We start from the raw sequence: 17,869 nt of genomic DNA, 5'->3' as shown, positions 1-17,869 counted from the left end.
TTCAGCGCCCATCGCGCAGACGGGTGGCCAGACGGTCGGGCAGTCCTGCGCGCAGGATGCGCATCTGGGCCATACGCACATCATAGGGAATACGGTAAAACGTTACCGCGCGCCGGGCATCATCATAAATCGCAAAGGCGGACCGCCAGTCTCCGTCCCGCGGCTGCCCTACAGATCCAGGATTCAATAAATAGCGCACGCCTTCACGAAGCTGGATTTCATATTCTTCTGGCTCATTGTGCGTTGCATAATCTGGAACGAGCTTGAACCATTCTTCCCCATTGGTGGCAAAGCCCCCTTGCAAATGGGTGTGCCCGAAGAAGTTGATCCCTGTGGTCACTTTCAACAGCGGCTGCCAGGCATCGCGCATCGAAAGGATGTACTCGTCTTCATCCAGCGGGGAACCGTGGGTACAGGCGACATTGGGCCCGTCCGGCATCACTGGCCCTTCGGAAAGCTGCCGTAGCCAGGCGATATGCTGCGCCGAGAGCACACACTGGGTCCATCGCGCTGCACGGCTGGCGATGGGATTGAAATCCTCGATGCCCGGCAGGCCGCTACAGACGCGGTCATGGTTTCCACGCACAAACACATTCCCCAGAGCACGCACCCGGTCAATGACTTCGTTAGGGCTGGCGCCATAACCCACCACGTCCCCAAGGTTCCATACCACGTCATGCGATGGTGCGGCCTCCAGAACTGCCTGGAGCGCTTCCAGATTGGCATGGATGTCCGAGATGATGAGTGCGCGCATCAACTTCCAATCTAATATAGATGCTTTAGCAGCGGACCCAGTGTCCTGGCGAAGACTCCCGCCATGTATGGCCCTGGGAGATTTCCGCAGGCAGGGTGGACAAAGGCCGTGCAATCTCCATCTGCATGGTAGGTACGGCCCCCAGCAGACTGCGCGTATAAGGGTGTTGCGGCGACTGAAAAATTGCCGTCTTTGGCCCCTCTTCCAGCAGCAGGCCGTGCCGCATCACCGCAACACGATCGGCAATTCTGGAAACCACAGCAAGATCATGCGAGATAAAAAGCATGGAAAGCCCATAGCGCGTCTGCAAACTGGCCAGCAGATCGAGGATCTGCGCCTGCACCGTCACATCGAGCGCCGTGGTCGGCTCGTCGGCGATCAACAGGCGTGGACGGTTGACAATCGCCATGGCAATCAGGATGCGCTGGCGCTGGCCTCCGGAAAACTGATGTGGAAAGTCGCGCATCCGCTGCTCCGGCTCGGGCAGGGCCACGGCGTGCATGGCTTCCAACACGGCCTCCCTTACCTGTCTGCGGTTGTATTTTGGGTGGTGTGCCCGCACGGCCTCAGCAATCTGCTCTCCTACAGGCATTACCGGATTCAAGGCCGTCATCGGCTCCTGAAAGACCATGGAAATCTCACTGCCGCGCAGGCGCCGCATCTGTTCTTGGCTCAGGGCCAACAGGTCGCGACCTTGAAAATGGATTGCGCCCTCCACCCGGGCCGCAGGGTCCAGCAGGCGCAGAATGGCCAAAGCTGTGACCGACTTTCCTGATCCGGATTCGCCTACCAGTCCCAGGACTTCTCCGGAACAAAGACGCAGCGTCAACCGGTCGACGGCCGGCCTTGCCATGCGCCCATCAAATGAAATGGAGAGTTGGTCGAGTTCGAGCAGAGCGTCCACAAAAGAAATGATACTTGCCCGCACTGCAGCAGCCCATCTATGCGTTCCCGGCCAGATATTTCTCCATGGCTGTCTTGCCGGAAGCAATCAGCAACTGTTGCCGTGCACTCGACATGCGGAACTCTGTCGTGCCATAGCCGCCAACCGGGATGCAGCAAACATCGTTCTGGTAACGTCGCATGACGGCCAGGTCCGCGCTGTCGGTAAGTGTGTCCATCAGCCGGGTCACACGATCGGCGACCCTCAGCCGGGGCCGGACCGTGTCTGATTCCTGCGCTCCCGGAACCATAACAGAACTATCGAGAAAAAGTCCGAGGTTCCCGGCCCCATTCGGATCCGTACTCCCCATAATGGCCACTACGTCCGGAGTCGATTCGGCAATCAGTCGCAGCGGAAAGTTGGACAGCACACCACCATCAACAAAAATGTGCCCTGATTTGTCCCGCCCCCTATACTGGCCCCACTCCGGCTGCCAGATCATTTCGCGCCAGACAAAAGGGATGCTCATCGACATGCGCACAGATTCTGCCACAGGACACTGGGGAGCAGTACGTGCATTCAATACCACCATCTCTTCCTCAGTGACATCGGTCGTGACTACGGAAACGTCCTTGCCAGTGGTCTGCTCGAACTGTGCCCAGGTGACATCTGCAGCAAGGCCCTTCTGTACCAGACGGTCCCGGATCCAGTTCAGCGCTGCATCTCCGGCATAAAATCCGCCGCACTCATTAAAGGAAAACAGCTCACGGTACAGTTCCAGATGAAGGAGGCCCTTGATGATCTTCTCTTCCACCATCGCCAGTCCCGGCAGGGTCAATCCCGCCTGTCGGATTAAGGTCATGGTTTCGCAGTTGTCCACCATTTGCGGAGAAAAATCGTCCTCCTTCGGAGCATCCATGAAGGTGGCAAAGATGGGTTTGCCGGAGACAGCGTCCGTCTTTGTACATTCCTCCAGCATTTCCTGCGGAGAATACCCGGCTCCTGTCATGATGGCCGTGATGGCACCAGCCGATGTCCCTATCAGACGCCGGTGTTGATGATTTGCGGCCGAAAAGGCCTGCAATGCTCCGACAAACGCCATTCCCTTGGCGCCGCCGCCTTTGAAAACCATGTCAAAAAGCGCCATGAAGTTTCCTCTTCTGGGGGAATGGTCGATAGTTTGCCGGAAAGCGTTACAAGAAGGCAATCAAACTTTCGTCGGGAGAAACAGTCGTGCTCGTTTTCCGAGAACAGTGCCGAGCAACATAAAAGATGTGGCCTTAGGGCCAGAAGGGTAGAAAAAGAGCGACGGCGCAGGGGGACTGCGCCGTGTGGTTTTTAGCTGGCTGTCAGCTCAGCGGCGACCTTTTCTGTGATGAAGGCCTCGACCGTGTCGCCGACTTTGATGTCACCAAAATTCAGGCCTACGCCGCACTCCATGCCATTCGTAACTTCGCGAACGTCATCTTTGAAGCGCTTGAGCGAGGTAAGTTTGCCCTTATAGACCTGCTCTCCATCGCGCATAAGACGGATGTCAGCATCGCGCCGCAGAACACCATCGGTCACGCGGCAGCCGGCAATGGTGCCCACCTTCGGGATCTTGAAGACGTTGAGCACTTCAGCGCGACCCAGGTAGTTTTCTTTGAAGACCGGTTCAAGCAGCCCAAGCATGGCCTTGCGGATCTCATCCTGCAATTCGTAAATGATCGAGTGCAGGCGGATTTCCACGCTCTCCTGCTCGGCCAGATCGGCCGCCTTGCGCTCCGGGCGCACATTGAAGCCAATGATGATGGCATTGGATGCTGAAGCCAGCAGGACATCGCTCTCAGTGATTGCGCCGACGCCCGAGCGAATGACTTTAATGCGCACTTTCTCGGTCGACATCTTCTGCAGTGAATCAGCCAGCACTTCGACGGATCCCTGCACGTCACCTTTGAGGATAATGGGGAGTTCCTTGACTCCGGCTTGACGAATCTGCTCGGCCAGCCCTTCGAGAGAGACCCGGGAAGACTTGGCCAATTGCGCCTCGCGCTCCTTCATCTTACGGTACTGCGCGATGCTCTTGGCTTTGTCGCGGTCGCTGACCACCAGGAAAGTGTCTCCGGCATCCGGAATGCCTTCAAGTCCGAGGATTTCAACCGGCGTGGAAGGCCCGGCCTCTTCGACGGCCCGGCCCCGGTCGTCAAACATGGCCCGGACTTTGCCGAAGGTGTTTCCGACGATGAAGCTGTCCTGATGACGGAGCGTACCGTTCTGGACCAGCACTGAGGCCACAGCGCCGCGTCCACGGTCAAGTTTGGCTTCAATCACTGTACCCACTGCGGAGCGTCCCGGCGTCGCCTTCAGATTTTGCAGATCGGCAACCAGACAGATCATCTCCAGTAACAGGTCCAGGTTCTGGTGTTTCTTGGCCGAAACCTCAACAAAGACGGTGGAACCACCCCAGTCCTCGGGGACCAGACCACGGTCTGCAAGCTGCTTCTTGACGCGCTCCGGCTGTGCTTCTGGTTTGTCTATCTTGTTGACGGCGACGATGATCGGAACGTTGGCCGCCCGCGCGTGGTCGATGGCCTCCAGGGTCTGCGGCATGACACCATCGTCGGCTGCAACCACCACAACAACAATGTCTGTGACCTTGGCGCCGCGGGCACGCATCCGGGTAAAGGCTTCATGCCCCGGCGTATCCAGAAAGACGATTTCGCGGCCGAAGGCAGGCGAATCCTGCTTGCCGATGCGGACTTTGTATGCCCCGATGTGCTGCGTGATGCCTCCGGCCTCACCGCCGGCCACGTCCGTCTCCCGGATGGCGTCGAGCAGCGATGTTTTGCCGTGGTCTACGTGGCCCATGACGGTCACAACAGGAGGACGCGGCACCTCAAGTTCATCCGGGTTCTCCTGCTGAAGCATACTTTCCAGGGCCTCATTGGCCATTTGCTCTTCAAAGGAAATGACCTGTGTATCTGCACCAAACTGGCGTGCCACGTCCTTCACCAGCTCAGTATCAAGTGACTGGTTCACCGTGACGAAAACACCCCGCATCAGCAGCGTGGCAATCAGGTCCTTGGCCCGGATCTCAAGCTTTTCTGCCAGGTCTTTGACGCTGATCCCTTCGGTGACCGTAATGGTGCGTGTAATCGGGACTGGCCCACTGGGGACCTGCGCTGCACCAATCCGCGGTGGCGCAAAGCCCTTCATCGGGCCTTCTTTGATCTCATACTCCTGACGACCGCGGCGCTGCGGCCCCCCGGGACGCTGTCCGCGGGGCGCCTCCCCCGGAGGCGGAGGAATCAGCGCAGGAGCGCCCATGCCCGGACGCCCGCCCGGACGTTGCCCAAATCCTGGCCGCGGCCCTCCAGGAGCACCCCCTCCCGGCTGGCTCCGTGTGGGATGCATGGGGCGGCGTCCGCCTGGATACTGCTGCTGTGGCGGTCTCTGTGTTGTGGCGGGACGCCGGTCAAAGATGGGCTTGCCGCGCTGCAGTCCACCAGCAATCGTCGCTGCGGCCTGAGGTGGGGCCGTATAGACAGGACGCGGCCCAGTCTGAGGCATAATGACGCGACGCGCCGGAGCGGCGGGAGGTGCCGGGGCCGCCGGTGCAGCGGGTGCAGACGAAGCAGCAGGGGCAGATGGAGCAGATGATGTAGAGGGCGCAGCCGGTGTAACCGGCGCCGCTGGTGCTGACGCTGCTGCCGGAGCCTGGACTTCCCGGACCACTGGCGCCGGCGCTGGCCCCGGAACCGGAGCAGGCGTCGGGACCGTCGGAGCTGCGGGCGGCTTTACTGCAACCGGAGCTGCCGGAGGCGGAGTAGCAATGGCAGGCTTCATCTCCGTGCCGGAAGCAGGCACGGGAGGCTTAGCGACCACTGGACCCGCCGGGGGCTTGGCGGCAATCGCAGGCGACTGCTGCGCTGGAGGGGGCGGCGCGATGACTGCGGGCGCTGGCCGGGGCTGGGGAACGATCTTTCGCGGTGCTGGCGGCGCTGCCGCCACAGTCGGGGCGGGAGCTGGTGTGCTCGGTTTTGCCGCGGCGGGCTGCTGGGGTGCAGGAGGAGCTGGCTTGGGTTGGGGCGGGGGAACGGGTGCGGCTGCCGACTTCGCCGCCGCGCTGCGTGCGGAGGCCTCTTCCTGCTCCTTGCGCTGCTGGATTGCCTTCAGAACATCACCAGGCTTGGAAACACGCGACCAGTCTATTTTCGGCTTCGGCTCAGCCTCGGTTTTTGAGGCGGCTGTTCCGGCTTTGTTGCCGCCGCGCTGAAAATGCGCACGCACACGTTCTGCTTCATCTGCCTCAAGCGAACTGGAATGCGTCTTTTTCTCTGTCACGCCAATTTCCGGCAGCACATCCAGGATCGCTTTGCTCTTGACTTCCAGCTCGCGCGCCAAATCGTTGATTCTGACTTTACTCATCCGCCCCTTTATCTTTATACCGTCCCAAGCTTCAGCTGTTCATAGCAACCTCATGGCCGTGGGAGTCATTACTGTTTGTATTATCCCCTGAAATCTTCTTCTCAGGCCTGTCATCTTGCAGGCGGCGCATTATGCGCCCCCCTCATCTTTTTCTGCTTCCTCAGTTTCCTGCCGTCCACCCTCATCCGCCTGCGTCGATTCGGCTCCGGCGTGGTGTGCGGCCAGTTCCTGGCTAGTGTCTTCCCTTCCCGGGACCACGGTCGATGCGCCCTCGTCCTCCAGTGCAGGCCCGGTCTCTGTCACTTCAGCAATGCGCTCTTCGGCAACCTCGTCGCTGATGAAACCGGAACCATCCTCAGCTGGACTGTCTTCACCGGATTGCTTCAGGTCCTGCTTTAAAGAATCCACTTCCACCGCAGCCTGAGCATCAGCAATGTGCACCGCCTGGGCAAGGTCCTCCCCAGCCGGCCGGTCCTCGCCTTCCTCATATTGCCCGAAGTAATGGCGCACGGCTGTCCCGATCTTTTCCAGGGTCTTTTCTCCGATGCCCGGAATCTCCTCAAGCTGCTCGGGAGTCATATCGGCAAGGCCTTCCACCGTGGTAATGCCTGCGGCAATCAGTTTCTGGATGATCGCGTCACCCAGCTCGCTGACCCGCTCGATCGGGGTCGTTGGGCCGCCAGCCATGGCCTGCATCTGCTGCTCGACCTCCTGCCGCTTCTCTTCCTCGCTCTTGATGTCAATCTTCCAGCCGAGGAGTTTCGCCGCCAGCCGCACATTCTGGCCCTTCTTGCCGATGGCCAGAGAAAGCTGCGTGTCGTCTACGATGACCTCCAATTGCTTTTCCCCGAGGTCGGTAATGCTCACCCGACTCACCTTTGCTGGCTGCAGGGCCTTCTCAGCAAAGGTGGTCACCTCGTCGCTGTATTCGATAATGTCAATCTTCTCGCCGCGCAGCTCGCGGATAATGGACTGCACGCGCATTCCCTTCATGCCCACACAAGCGCCGACCGGGTCCACGTCCTTGTCGCGGGACTGCACGGCAATCTTGGTCCGCTCCCCTGCTTCGCGCGCAATGGCCTTGATGGCCACGGTCCCGTCATAAATCTCCGGCACTTCGGTCTGGAAGAGGTTCTGCACCAGTTCCGGGGCGGCGCGGGAAACAATCACCTGCGGCCCCTTTGCCGCTTTGTCCACCCGCAGCAGCACGACCCGCACGCGCTCGCCCACAGCAAACTGCTCCAGACGCGACTGCTCGCGCTTTGGCATCCGTGCCTCGGCCTTGCCCAGGTCAAAAATTACGTCCTGCGGCTCAATCCGCTTTACTGTGGCCGTGAGCACTTCACCGACGCGATGATTGTATTCCTGAAAAACAATGTCCCTTTCGGCCTCGCGTACCTTCTGGAAGATGACCTGCTTGGCCATCTGGGCCGCGATTCGCCCCAGCACGTCAGTCGGCTTGTAGTAGCGGATTTCGCCTCCGGCCTCTACGTCGGGGGCAATCTGCCGCGCCTCCTCAAGCGCTATCTGATTGACTGGGTCCTCAATCTGCTCTGGCGACTCGACGACGGTCTTATACGCATAGGCCCGGATTTCACCGGTTTCCTTGTCCAGCTCGGCGCGCATATTTTCCTGTGTTTTGTAATACTTGCGCGTAGCCAGTGCGATCGCGTCTTCAACAGCGGAAACGACAATTGCGGGATCAATGCCCTTGTCCCGGCTTAATGCTTCAATACTTTGATACAGCGCACTTGCCATATGGATCTCTTTTCAAACTCTTTCTAAAACGGCACATCTGCCCGGTTTTAACAAAATCTCTTTCCATCCTGCCCCGGGCGGCAACTTTTCACTCCCACCAGAGATGCCACCGCTTGTTTCATATTTCCGGAATGAGGTTCGCTTTTTCAATATTGCTCATCTCAATCTCAACGGCTTCCACTGGCCCTGGCCCTTTTCCTTTGCCCTTCTGCCGCACCGTACCGGGCTCCAGGACCACGCGCCCCTCCTTCACTTCTGTGAGCCTTCCCCGCCAGTGACGGTTGCCCAAGACCGGATCGAATGTCTGGACTTTGACCAGACTGCCTGCGAAGCGGCGATAATCCTTCTCCCCAAACAGCCGGCGGTCCAGGCCCGGCGAGGAAACTTCCAGCGTATATTCGGCCCCAGGGACCAGATCTTCCACATCCAACACTGTCCCAAAGTCCCGGCTGAAGGCCTCGCAGTCACCATGCGTCACGCCCGCCAACTGGTCAGCCTCCACACCCGGAGGAAGCCCCCCGGCCTGCGCCAGCCTGGCCCGCTCTTCTGCATTCTTTTCAATAAAGACGCGCAAAATACGGTGCTTCCCTCCTCCCTGGAACTCCAGGTCGACAACGTCAAGCCTGTGGGAAGCGGCGACCCGCTCTGCTGTAGCGCGAATTTGGTCGAGATTCAGAGCCATCTGGCTGAAGAGCTTTGCAGCAAAAGAAAAGTGGGCTTCAGGCCCACTCATTCCTCCGCGCTCCGGCAGACTCACGGAAACAGCGCGGACAAATTCGTCTGCACTCTTAGATTACTCCTCCCGGCACAGGATTTCAAATGCAACCAGATTTTCTGTTCATGGATCTGTTGCAGTTTACAAAGCCCAAACACTAATCTACTTACGATGATGGCAAAGGACCGGATAGCAATCATTTTGCTTTGCCTTGCCTGCCTGGTTGCGCTCGCAGTCGCCCCCTGGGTAGATCCGCCGCAAACCACTCCGCAGGCGCTTAAACTAGCAGCATTGGTCATGCTGGCCGGCCTGGCAGCCAGTTTCCGCCATGTCGTGATCCAGCCGCCGCATGCCCTTCCGGCCTGTTTTGCCGCTTTACCTGCACCCTGCTCCATACCGCCTCACCCTCCTTTGCCCCAAACCGCGGTCTTACGCTGTTAATGGGTACCGTCGCTCTCCCGGAATATGAAAAAGCCCATCCCGCAGGAGGAGAGACATGAAATCGCAAACGCTGATTTTTCGACTGGCCTTGGCAGGCTATAGCAGGATCGCAGCCGGGATTCCTCTCACGAAACTGCTCGATACGCCACAGCGCTTGCTTCGCGATGCTGTCAGTGGCAGGCCCTGGCAATTTCGGCCGCAGGACAACGTTGTCCGGATTGACGCAGCCAAACTGGAGCTGCGCGAAACCGAATTGCGCCGCGAACTTGCCCGCTTCTCAAAGTGGACCTCCCGCCTTGGCTATGCCCCGGGCACGGCTGGAAACCTCTCGGTACGCCTGGACAAGGAACGCATCCTCGCCACTCCCACCGGATGCAGCAAGTACCTTTTGCGCCCTTCAGATATGGTCATCACCGACCTCGACGGCCATCTTCTTTCGGGCACTCGCAACGTCACCAGCGAAATCGGAATGCATCTGACCATCTACCGCAACCGGCCTGATGTCGAGGCCGTCGTCCATGCCCATCCCCCTATCGCAACTGCCTTTGCCTCCTGCGGACTCGCCCTGGATACACCTCTCTGCGCCGAACTCGTCATGGCGCTGGGTTCCATCCCACTGGCCCCCTATGCCACTCCTGGAACAGAAGAGCTGGGCGCGAGTATCGAACCGCTCTTGCCGGACCACGATGCGATCCTGCTGGCCAATCACGGCGCTGTCACCTTCGGGAAAGACCTACAGGACGCGATGATGAAAATGGAAACCACAGAACACTTCGCCCAGGTGTGCCTCGCGACGTGCGAAATCGGCTCTCCCCGTCCGTTGGAAAACACGGCCGTCGATCAATTGAAACAAGCGCGAGAGAAATATCTGAAGAACTGCCAGTAGAATCGGAGGATGGAACTCAATCCATACACAAAATTTCTCGGAGCCCGGGACCCGCTCGAAGTCCTTTCCGAAACTGCAGGCCAGCTTGGAATGTTTCTGAAAGAACTCGGCCCGGAGGGCATGGAAAAACCACCTGCTCCTGGCAAATGGAACGCCCGCGAGATCCTGGCACATCTGGCCGACTGCGAAATTGCCTTCGCCTTCCGTCTGCGCCAGACCCTCGCCGAAGATCACCACATCATCCAGCCCTTCGACCAGGCAATTTGGGCCGCAAACTACGCAGCTTACGACACGAATGCTGCCTTTGCTGTATTTTCCTCTTTGCGCCGCTGGAACCTCGCCCTGATCCGAAGCACAACTCCGGAGCAGCGACTGAAACCAGTCACCCATCCTGAACGGGGCACCATGTCTTTTTTTACCATCGTGCAAACCATGGCCGGCCATGACCTGAACCACCTGAATCAGCTGGAGAGGATCCACCAAGGCTGGAAATAAAAAAGGGGCCCTACAGGGCCCCGGAAAAACCACCAAAACCTGAAAATTCAGAAAATAAACTTGATGCCGAGTTGTGTATTTCGATTACTGCCGTAGTTATAGCGATAATCCATAAAGGACCCGCCAACATCATCAATTAACGTATCCGGAGCGCCCAGATACTGGCGGTTGAGCGAATTGAATGCAATCAACTGAAGCTGCAACGTCAGCTTTTCTGACAACTTCGTTGACTTAAACAGACTGGCATCCAGGTTGTTCCATGACTGGCCACGGAGAGTGTTCCTTCCTACGCCAATATACGGATTTGTGCCCTGCAGGCTTGCCAGCGTTTGTGTATTTCGTAACCAATGCACATCGGACGGAGAGATAGCGTTGCCTGTATACCAATCGTAATATCCTGTTCCGTCATAAACACCAACGGTTGTCACAGGCGCTTTTGGATTTGATAAAACCGGGCGGCAGACATCGTATCCACTCAACTGCCAGTTCATAAAGTTTATGTCGCTGCAATAGCTTTGGTAACCTGCGCCTGACCCGAAAAATCCATACTGATATACACTGACTGGCTGTCCTGTATTGAAGGTATAGATACCGTTAAGCTGGTATCCCCCCAGGAGTTTTCCCAGGAAACCATGTTGTTCTTTGAACCAGGGAAGTTCATAGACGAAGTCGGCCGAGACTACATGAGTCATGGAAATCCCGCTGACTGCCCGTTCCGGCTGGTCGGTGTTTAATGGGTTTTCAGCAAATGCGATGGTGTTGCCACCAGCAAAAGTGCTAAATACCTCTGATCCGTTATCAATTGTGCGACTGTATGTATAGTTTAGGTCTGAAAGAAGCCCGTGCCAGCTACGAGTAGAGAGTTTCGCCTGCAGAGAGTTGTAAATGGCGAAACCTCCATTGGTGCGTTCACGAACGTTGGCATGGGTGCAGTCCAGACGCCCATATCCGATTGCACCAGAGGTGCCGCACAGCGTCACGCCGGAGGTGTAGTTCGGATACTTTTGCGCTATCGGAAGCAGATAAGGATTTCCATCGGTACTTAGGAAATTTCCGACCTGATGATTGCCGGCATAGTGAATATCGATGACCGCGTGCTCGCCAAGCCCATACTGAACTCCCAGACTATAGGACTCGGTATAAGGATTATGAAAGTTCGGCGTGTTTATCGTCGTATTGCGGCCTCCGGGATTTACCCCCGCACCAATCGGTATATATCCCAAAGACTGCGCCCGGACCTGAGTACCCAAAGCCCCATTGGACGGCAGGCACTGTTTCGTGGTGCCACATCCTGTAATTGTACCCAGATTCACAACCGGAGCAGCGGTGGCCGAGTTCAGGAACATATTGTAAAACTCGGGATCGAAATTGATTGCAAACCCACCGCGAACGACAAAACGGCTCTTAAACCTCTCTGGATTCCAGGCAAATCCAATTCTGGGTTGGAAGTTCTTGTAGTTTTCGTTTGTCGAAGGAAATGTCCGAACGGAAAGCGGGAGAGACATGTCCCAAAACGCAGTGGCGGGATTTGTTTCGCGCTTCACAGTCTCATCGTGCAGGAGATTCACAGCCTGCCCAAAAAACTCCCAGCGCAATCCAAGATTCAGCGTCACTGTGGGAGACACTTTCCAGTCATCCTGAATGTACGCGGCCGCGTCAGGCTCAGTGAACTTGGTCGTAAAGTTCCCATTCCCCAGGGTCAACGAACCTGTCCCGGAAAGAAATCCGCTAAAGCTACTGAAGCTGAAGGCCCCGGAATAGTCAGGCAGGAAGGGATTGGGAGAATTCTGATAATCAAATTCCCCTCCAAACAGGATGGTCTGTCTTCCATGGGTCCATGTGGCATTGTCCTGGACCTGCGTTACTTTCACTACCCGCCCCTGAGGGATGTTGGCTGCGTAACCAAATCCAAGATTGGTGTAGGCAGTTCCAGCAGCAATCTTGCCGGCAATTCCTATGCTGGCGGTGCACTGGTTAGGCGAGGTGGCCACACACTTAGGTTGAGCACCACCCTGGAACAACAAAGAAGTTTGCTGAAAGCTATATCGGATCTGATTGACCCATGAGGGCGAAAATGTATGTGTCAGGTCTGCACCTACGGAATGGGCAGTGTCCGGTACGTTATACCAACTACCTGCGGTTACACTCCCTCCGGCATTGAAATAGGGATCATCCTGGTAGAAATATCGGATGAAGACATGGTCTTTTGATGTCGGGGACCAGTCGATCCTTCCCAGCAGTTCTTCATCATTGGACAACGATGGGACCGTTCGTCCAATTTCGCTAAACTCAATGGGTGCTGTCTTGCCATTCACGGTAACCGGCAGATTTACAGGTGTGCCAATGACCCGTGGATTCCCTGTTTTGATGGAGTAAGGACCATTATTGACGAGGGCTGCAACACCAGGCTGGTTAGGAAAAGCGCTTTGCAGCTGCTGCAGTCCCGTTGGCGTCGGGGTCAGAGTTGTAGGCCCACTGACCGACGTGCCACCTCCATTGCGATAACGATCAAAGTAGGCGCTGCCGAAAAACCAAAGGCGGTTTTTGAGTATCGGACCACCCAAACTACCTCCAAAACGATTGTCAACATATCGAGGAAGTGTAGCGGGTGTGCAGTTTGTCGTCGCGGGGCTTTCTCCGGGAGCACAAAACCCTAAAAAGGGACTCTTTTGTCCCTGCGCAAAGGACTCTCCCCAGTTGCCCTCATAGAATTCAAACAAAGTACCATGAAATGAATTAGTGCCAGTACGCGTAAGGTAATTGACTACAGAACCAGCATTGCGACCATACTGTGCGCTGAAGTTATTCGTAATGACCTGGATTGCGCTAATGGCGTCCTGGTTAGAGAAAAAGACCTGAGGCCCAGCTACAGAATTATCGTTGTTGGATTGCCCGTCAATCTCAAAATTGTTGGAGCGGCCGCGCTCTCCCTGGGAAGAAAACCCGCCATAGGCACCATTGTTGTTGCTGAAGCTGTTGTCATGGGTAATCACAACTCCGGGTGTCAGCAGCGCCGTTGTATCAAAGCCGCCACCAAAAGGCAGGTTTACGATTTGTTGTGTATCAAAAGTTGCAGAGACTTGTGCTTCTGAGGTTTCCAGCAACTGGCTTTCAGCCGTGACCTCGACGCTCTCACTGGTAGCCACAGACAATTTCTCTTGTCCAAGCTGAATAATCCCTACATCCACATTCACGCCTACCAGCTTCAGGCTCTTGAAACCAGAGGCGTCAATCGTGATCGTATAAGTCCCACGAGGAATCGCAACGAAGGAAAAGGTCCCATCCTGTCGGGTTTCCTGCATAAACTTTTCACCCGTTGCATCATTTACTGCTGTGATTTGCGCATTTTGAATCACGGCCCCACTGCTGTCTACGACAGTGGCTGAAACTCCTCCGGTAGTGATGCCTTGTCCCAGCGCAAGCAACGAAGACACCAAAAATACCAAGAACAGATAAATTGTTCTTTTCATGCAATCCCACCCCTCTCTATGAAAATTGACTTCCTGGTGTTCTAGGTCCAAGTAAGTGCCGAACCACATTTTCATGTGAAATTTTGTCGTTCCGTATGCATTTGCCATGCCATTTTGCAAATGCATTCATTTTTCGAAAGCCGAAAAGGTCCTTCAAATGAGAGGAAATGCTGTTTTTTTTTGAGACAGACAAGGGAGTTGTTAACTGGGAATATACTTTATACTTACTTATCATTTAACGATTTCATTATTCTTTCCTTTGATAACTAGGGAACGATCGATTTCCAATTTATGAAGAATTTAGCTATCCAGCCTATGAAAACACATAGAAGGGCTTAATCCGCAGGCCGCGATGACCACTTTGAGTTCCAGCATTTTGCACTGACACGCAGGCTCTCGTAGCATCAAAAAGTGGCTCCAAATATGATGTCAGAATCTCCAGTTGCTCCCCGTGTTCGTTTTGCACCCTCACCCACCGGCTATCTCCATGTTGGAGGAGCGCGCACTGCTCTCTTTAACTGGCTCTTCGCCCGCCACTTTGGCGGAACATTCATTCTCCGTATCGAGGACACTGATTTCGAGCGCTCCTCTGAGGACATGGTCGAAGGCATTCTTGAAGGCATGCGCTGGATCGGACTGAACTGGGATGAAGGCCCCTTTTACCAGTCGAAGCGCCTTGACCTCTATCGCCAGACAGCGGAAAAGCTCCTTGCCAGCGGACACGCCTACTACTGTTTTTGCACCAAAGAAGAGCTGGAAAAGCGCCGAGCAGAAGCCGCAGCAGCAGGACGTCCGCCAATGTATGACCGCCGCTGCCGCCAGATCGATCCGGCCGTCGCCAGCGCACGCAAAGCCTCTGGAGAAGCCTGCGCCGTGCGCTTTGCTGTTCCGGAAGAAGGCTCGACCAGCTTCGATGACGCGGTCTTTGGCAAGGTCGAGTTTGCAAATGCTGAGATTGAAGACTTTGTGCTGCTCCGCTCCGATGGCATACCCACGTATCATCTCAGCGTCGTGGCGGACGATATCGACATGCGCCTTACCCACATCATCCGCGGCGCGGACCATATCTCCAACACGCCCAAGCAGGTGCTGCAATATCGCGCACTCGGCGCACCCCTGCCTGTCTTTGCACATGTGCCCCTCATTCTTGGTCCAGACAAGACGCGCCTTTCCAAGCGCCACGGCGCCACCAGCGTAATGGCATACAAAGACATGGGCATCGTCCCTGAAGCCTTCCGTAACTTCCTCGCCCTGCTCGGCTGGACCCCCGGACCGGCCTATAAAGATCGCGAGATCTTCAACTCTGAGGAGTTGGTCCAGCTTTTTTCGCTGGAAGGGATTTCGAAGTCCAATGCCGTCTTCGACAACGACAAGCTCGCCTGGTTTAATACCGAGTACATCCGCGCGTATTCCGCAGAAAAGCTTTTGCCGCTGATTGAGGAAGAATGGGGTAAGACCGGCTTTACCCCAGAGCGGCCTAAAGAAGAAATTCTCTCGACCATCGATTTAGTAAAGCCCCGAGCGCGCAATTTAAAGGACTTTGCTGGGGCCTTCCGTGCTTACTTCTGCGATCGCTTTGAATATGATCCCGCAGCAGTTGCAAAATTTCTCAAAGAGGAATCCGTACGCCACCTTCTGGCCGAACTTGCATCACGCTACGAATCCAGTGCTGAATTGAGTGAAGCCTCTGCCGAGCAGACACTCCGCGCCTTCGCTGAAGAGAAGGGCATAAAGGCAGGAGCACTCATCAATGGGGCCCGCGTGGCGCTGACTGGGCAGGCGGTAGCTCCGAGTCTTTTTGCCGTGATGGTAAATCTGGGCAGGGAGCGGACGGTCCGACGGCTGGCCCTTGCACCCCGGATTGCATGAACATCAACCGCGGAAAGCTATCTGCCGACGACATCCACGGCCACCGGGGCCTTCTTTGGTGGATAGCACGAATTTGCATCGCATGCCTGGTAGCGCAGCGCTGCCTGCATCAGGTGTTCCCCAGCCTGCGCTATCACATGCATACGCAGCACAAACTCGCCCGTATAGACACTCAAGACATCCTTGGGACTGAAAGCAGGCGAATAGTCCGTGCCTGAGGGAAAGTCTACGGAGACGACCTTTAATCCCGCTGGCTCTTCCACAAGCAATTGTGTAGGAATGAGGCTCTTTTCCCTTGGCGTGTGGGAATTGATGTGCAGGCCTTCATTGACCCGAAAGTGCAGTTCTACCGTGCCTGGCTTCCCGGCGGGCATGGTCACCTGTTCCGGGTAAAGAAATTGCACCTGCTGCGGCAGTTTTGATTGCGCCTCAGACTGCCAGGCGAGTTTTTGTGCAGGCCCGGCAAAGGGTGCAAGCAAGATCGCCATAAGGAAAATCTTCAGCATCAAGCACCCCCACTTGCCAGCGCCTTTTTAATGTCGGCCTCAAGCTCATCTCGGTCATGCAGACCAGTTGTCGCAGCAACAATCTTCCCGCTGCGATCAATGAAAAACGATGTGGGAAGGGCATCCACGCCGCCATATTTCTGTGAAATGGACTCGCCATCAATTAGCACTGGATAATCGATGTGCATGTTGGCAGCGTACTTGGCAATTTCCGCCTTGTCCTCCGCGTTCTTTTTCTGATCGTCCTTGTCCAGATCGTCAGTGGAAATGCCGAGAATTTCAAATCCCTGGGGAGCATACTGGTTGCGGAGCTGAATCAGCCAAGGCGTCTCCACCTTACAGGGAGCGCACCATGTCGCCATGAAATTCACCAGCACCGCCTTGCCCCTGTAGCTGGCAAGTGATACTTTCTTTCCGCTCAGGTCCTCCAACTCAAATTGCGGAGCAGGCTTCCCCTCCAAGGGGGACTTTTCATCCTCGTCCGACGAGGAGGAACTTGCCGCAGGAGCGGACGACATGAGTAAGGCCTGCATCTGGCGCATGCGTGCCTCTTCGGCCTTGCGCCGGCGATAATTGCTGATTCCTGCCCAGACCATCAGTACAAGCGTTACCACCAGAACCAGCAGGACTGCATGATTACGTTTCATCTTGACTACAATTTTACGGGACGCGCCTGTTACCATCCATTTTGATCCTATGAATCACCTGACTCCAGCAGAACTGGTGCGCATTGAAGCGCAGGCGCTCGAAGAGCTTGCCACACGTCTGGAAGGCCCTATGTCAGTGGACTTTGAGCGCGCCGTAGATCTGATTGTCCAATGCAGTCAGTCCAGAGGGCGCATCGTTGTGACCGGCATGGGTAAGAGCGGCATCATCGCGCAGAAGATCGCAGCCACCCTCAGCTCGACCGGAAGTCCGGCACTCTTTCTGCATCCGGCAGAGGCAGTGCATGGCGACCTGGGTATGGTCACGCGGGGTGACATTATCCTTGCACTTTCGGCCAGTGGCGAGACGGAAGAGATCCTGCGTTTGCTGGCAACGATCAAGCGTATTGGTGATGCGGTGATTTCTTTTTGCTGCAACATGGCGTCTACACTCGCCCAGGCCAGCGATGTTGCGCTGGATTGCAGCGTCAGGCAAGAGGCCTGTGGTCTGGGGCTGGCGCCGACGGCTTCCACCACAGCCATGCTCGCCCTTGGTGACGCGCTCGCCATTGCCGTTTCTCTGCGTAAAGGCTTCCGAGCTGAGGACTTCGCCGCACTGCATCCGGGCGGCAAGCTGGGAAAAAGGCTCTCTCGCGTGCGCGATATGATGCATACCGGCGACTCAGTACCCAGAGTGGGACCAGAAACACGGATGGACGAGGTGATTTATGAGATGTCACGCAAGGGCCTCGGCATCACGACGGTGGAGAAGGATGGAAAACTCGCAGGCATCATCAGCGACGGCGACCTGCGCCGCCTGCTCCAGCGCGAAGGTCCACGAACACTTGAAAAATCCGCCGGAGAGGCCATGAACCCTTCTCCCAAGACCATCCACGCAGAAGAATTTGCGGTGGAAGCCCTACGCATCATGGAAGAAAAGAAAATCACTTCTTTGATTGTCGTCAACCGCGACAGAGAGATCGAGGGGGTGATCCATCTGCATGATCTATGGGAAACGGAGATGATTTAACGCCAGAAACT

13 protein-coding genes are annotated in these 17,869 nt (G+C 56.2%); 4 read left to right on the top strand and 9 right to left on the bottom strand.

The features are described from left to right. Window position 1 precedes the first annotated feature (1 nt). The 6 genes from N655_RS0110050 to rimP form a co-directional block, all read right to left on the bottom strand. Entirely contained in the window at window positions 2-754 is a 753-nt protein-coding gene (locus N655_RS0110050; RefSeq protein ID WP_026442888.1) for a metallophosphoesterase family protein, read from the bottom strand. Window positions 755-779: 25 nt separating this feature from the next. Further along, window positions 780-1,658 (bottom strand): ABC transporter ATP-binding protein, encoded by an 879-nt coding sequence (locus N655_RS18300; RefSeq protein ID WP_238324654.1) that lies wholly within the window; start codon window positions 1,656-1,658, stop codon window positions 780-782. Between the two features lie 37 nt (window positions 1,659-1,695). Beyond that, window positions 1,696-2,784, bottom strand: coding sequence for a patatin-like phospholipase family protein (locus N655_RS0110040; protein WP_026442887.1), 1,089 nt, complete (start codon window positions 2,782-2,784; stop codon window positions 1,696-1,698). Window positions 2,785-2,975: 191 nt separating this feature from the next. Next, window positions 2,976-6,044, bottom strand: a complete 3,069-nt coding sequence (infB, locus tag N655_RS0110035) for a translation initiation factor IF-2 (RefSeq protein ID WP_026442886.1) — start codon at window positions 6,042-6,044, stop codon at window positions 2,976-2,978. A gap of 129 nt (window positions 6,045-6,173) precedes the next feature. After that, window positions 6,174-7,802, bottom strand: a complete 1,629-nt coding sequence (gene nusA / locus N655_RS0110025; RefSeq protein ID WP_026442885.1) for a transcription termination factor NusA — start codon at window positions 7,800-7,802, stop codon at window positions 6,174-6,176. 118 nt (window positions 7,803-7,920) lie between these two features. Further along, window positions 7,921-8,535 carry a ribosome maturation factor RimP gene (gene rimP, locus N655_RS0110020; protein WP_349509479.1) on the bottom strand — a complete coding sequence of 205 codons (615 nt, stop codon included), beginning with the start codon at window positions 8,533-8,535 and terminating at the stop codon, window positions 7,921-7,923. A gap of 478 nt (window positions 8,536-9,013) precedes the next feature. On the opposite strand from rimP, the gene N655_RS0110010 reads away from it, so the two are divergent. Together N655_RS0110010 and N655_RS19870 are read left to right on the top strand one after the other, a co-directional pair. Then, window positions 9,014-9,844 (top strand): class II aldolase/adducin family protein, encoded by an 831-nt coding sequence (locus tag N655_RS0110010; protein ID WP_081823670.1) that lies wholly within the window; start codon window positions 9,014-9,016, stop codon window positions 9,842-9,844. Window positions 9,845-9,934: 90 nt separating this feature from the next. Further along, a complete protein-coding gene (locus N655_RS19870) occupies window positions 9,935-10,339 on the top strand; it encodes a DinB family protein (RefSeq protein ID WP_238324652.1) in 405 nt (134 codons plus the stop codon). Between the two features lie 47 nt (window positions 10,340-10,386). Here N655_RS19870 and N655_RS0110000 read toward each other — a convergent pair whose 3' ends face one another. Next, window positions 10,387-13,809 (bottom strand): TonB-dependent receptor, encoded by a 3,423-nt coding sequence (locus N655_RS0110000; protein ID WP_026442880.1) that lies wholly within the window; start codon window positions 13,807-13,809, stop codon window positions 10,387-10,389. A gap of 423 nt (window positions 13,810-14,232) precedes the next feature. On the opposite strand from N655_RS0110000, the gene gltX reads away from it, so the two are divergent. Continuing rightward, window positions 14,233-15,678 (top strand): glutamate--tRNA ligase, encoded by a 1,446-nt coding sequence (gltX, locus tag N655_RS0109995; protein ID WP_238324650.1) that lies wholly within the window; start codon window positions 14,233-14,235, stop codon window positions 15,676-15,678. A gap of 17 nt (window positions 15,679-15,695) precedes the next feature. Here gltX and N655_RS0109990 read toward each other — a convergent pair whose 3' ends face one another. Both N655_RS0109990 and N655_RS0109985 read right to left on the bottom strand, forming a co-directional pair. After that, window positions 15,696-16,166, bottom strand: a complete 471-nt coding sequence (locus N655_RS0109990; RefSeq protein WP_162173537.1) for a protein-disulfide reductase DsbD domain-containing protein — start codon at window positions 16,164-16,166, stop codon at window positions 15,696-15,698. 17 nt (window positions 16,167-16,183) lie between these two features. After that, on the bottom strand, window positions 16,184-16,831 hold the full coding sequence (locus tag N655_RS0109985) for a TlpA family protein disulfide reductase (protein ID WP_026442877.1): 648 nt from the start codon (window positions 16,829-16,831) through the stop codon (window positions 16,184-16,186). A 1-nt stretch (window position 16,832) separates the two neighbouring features. Here N655_RS0109985 and N655_RS0109980 point away from each other — a divergent pair, with 1 nt between their 5' ends. Beyond that, window positions 16,833-17,858 (top strand): KpsF/GutQ family sugar-phosphate isomerase, encoded by a 1,026-nt coding sequence (locus N655_RS0109980; RefSeq protein WP_349509478.1) that lies wholly within the window; start codon window positions 16,833-16,835, stop codon window positions 17,856-17,858. Window positions 17,859-17,869: the final 11 nt, after the last annotated feature.

It is taken from the genome of Pseudacidobacterium ailaaui, assembly GCF_000688455.1.
Lineage (GTDB): Bacteria > Acidobacteriota > Terriglobia > Terriglobales > Acidobacteriaceae > Pseudacidobacterium > Pseudacidobacterium ailaaui.
This window is presented reverse-complemented; position numbering and strand designations above follow the sequence as displayed.

Coding starts and splice junctions, on each gene's coding strand:
- N655_RS0110050 (WP_026442888.1), bottom strand. CDS start 754: ATGCGCGCACTCATCATCTCGGACATCCATGCCAATCTGGAAGCGCTC.
- N655_RS0110040 (WP_026442887.1), bottom strand. CDS start 2,784: ATGGCGCTTTTTGACATGGTTTTCAAAGGCGGCGGCGCCAAGGGAATG.
- infB (WP_026442886.1), bottom strand. CDS start 6,044: ATGAGTAAAGTCAGAATCAACGATTTGGCGCGCGAGCTGGAAGTCAAG.
- nusA (WP_026442885.1), bottom strand. CDS start 7,802: ATGGCAAGTGCGCTGTATCAAAGTATTGAAGCATTAAGCCGGGACAAG.
- rimP (WP_349509479.1), bottom strand. CDS start 8,535: ATGAGTGGGCCTGAAGCCCACTTTTCTTTTGCTGCAAAGCTCTTCAGC.
- N655_RS0110010 (WP_081823670.1), top strand. CDS start 9,014: ATGAAATCGCAAACGCTGATTTTTCGACTGGCCTTGGCAGGCTATAGC.
- N655_RS19870 (WP_238324652.1), top strand. CDS start 9,935: ATGTTTCTGAAAGAACTCGGCCCGGAGGGCATGGAAAAACCACCTGCT.
- N655_RS0110000 (WP_026442880.1), bottom strand. CDS start 13,809: ATGAAAAGAACAATTTATCTGTTCTTGGTATTTTTGGTGTCTTCGTTG.
- gltX (WP_238324650.1), top strand. CDS start 14,233: ATGATGTCAGAATCTCCAGTTGCTCCCCGTGTTCGTTTTGCACCCTCA.
- N655_RS0109990 (WP_162173537.1), bottom strand. CDS start 16,166: ATGGCGATCTTGCTTGCACCCTTTGCCGGGCCTGCACAAAAACTCGCC.
- N655_RS0109985 (WP_026442877.1), bottom strand. CDS start 16,831: ATGAAACGTAATCATGCAGTCCTGCTGGTTCTGGTGGTAACGCTTGTA.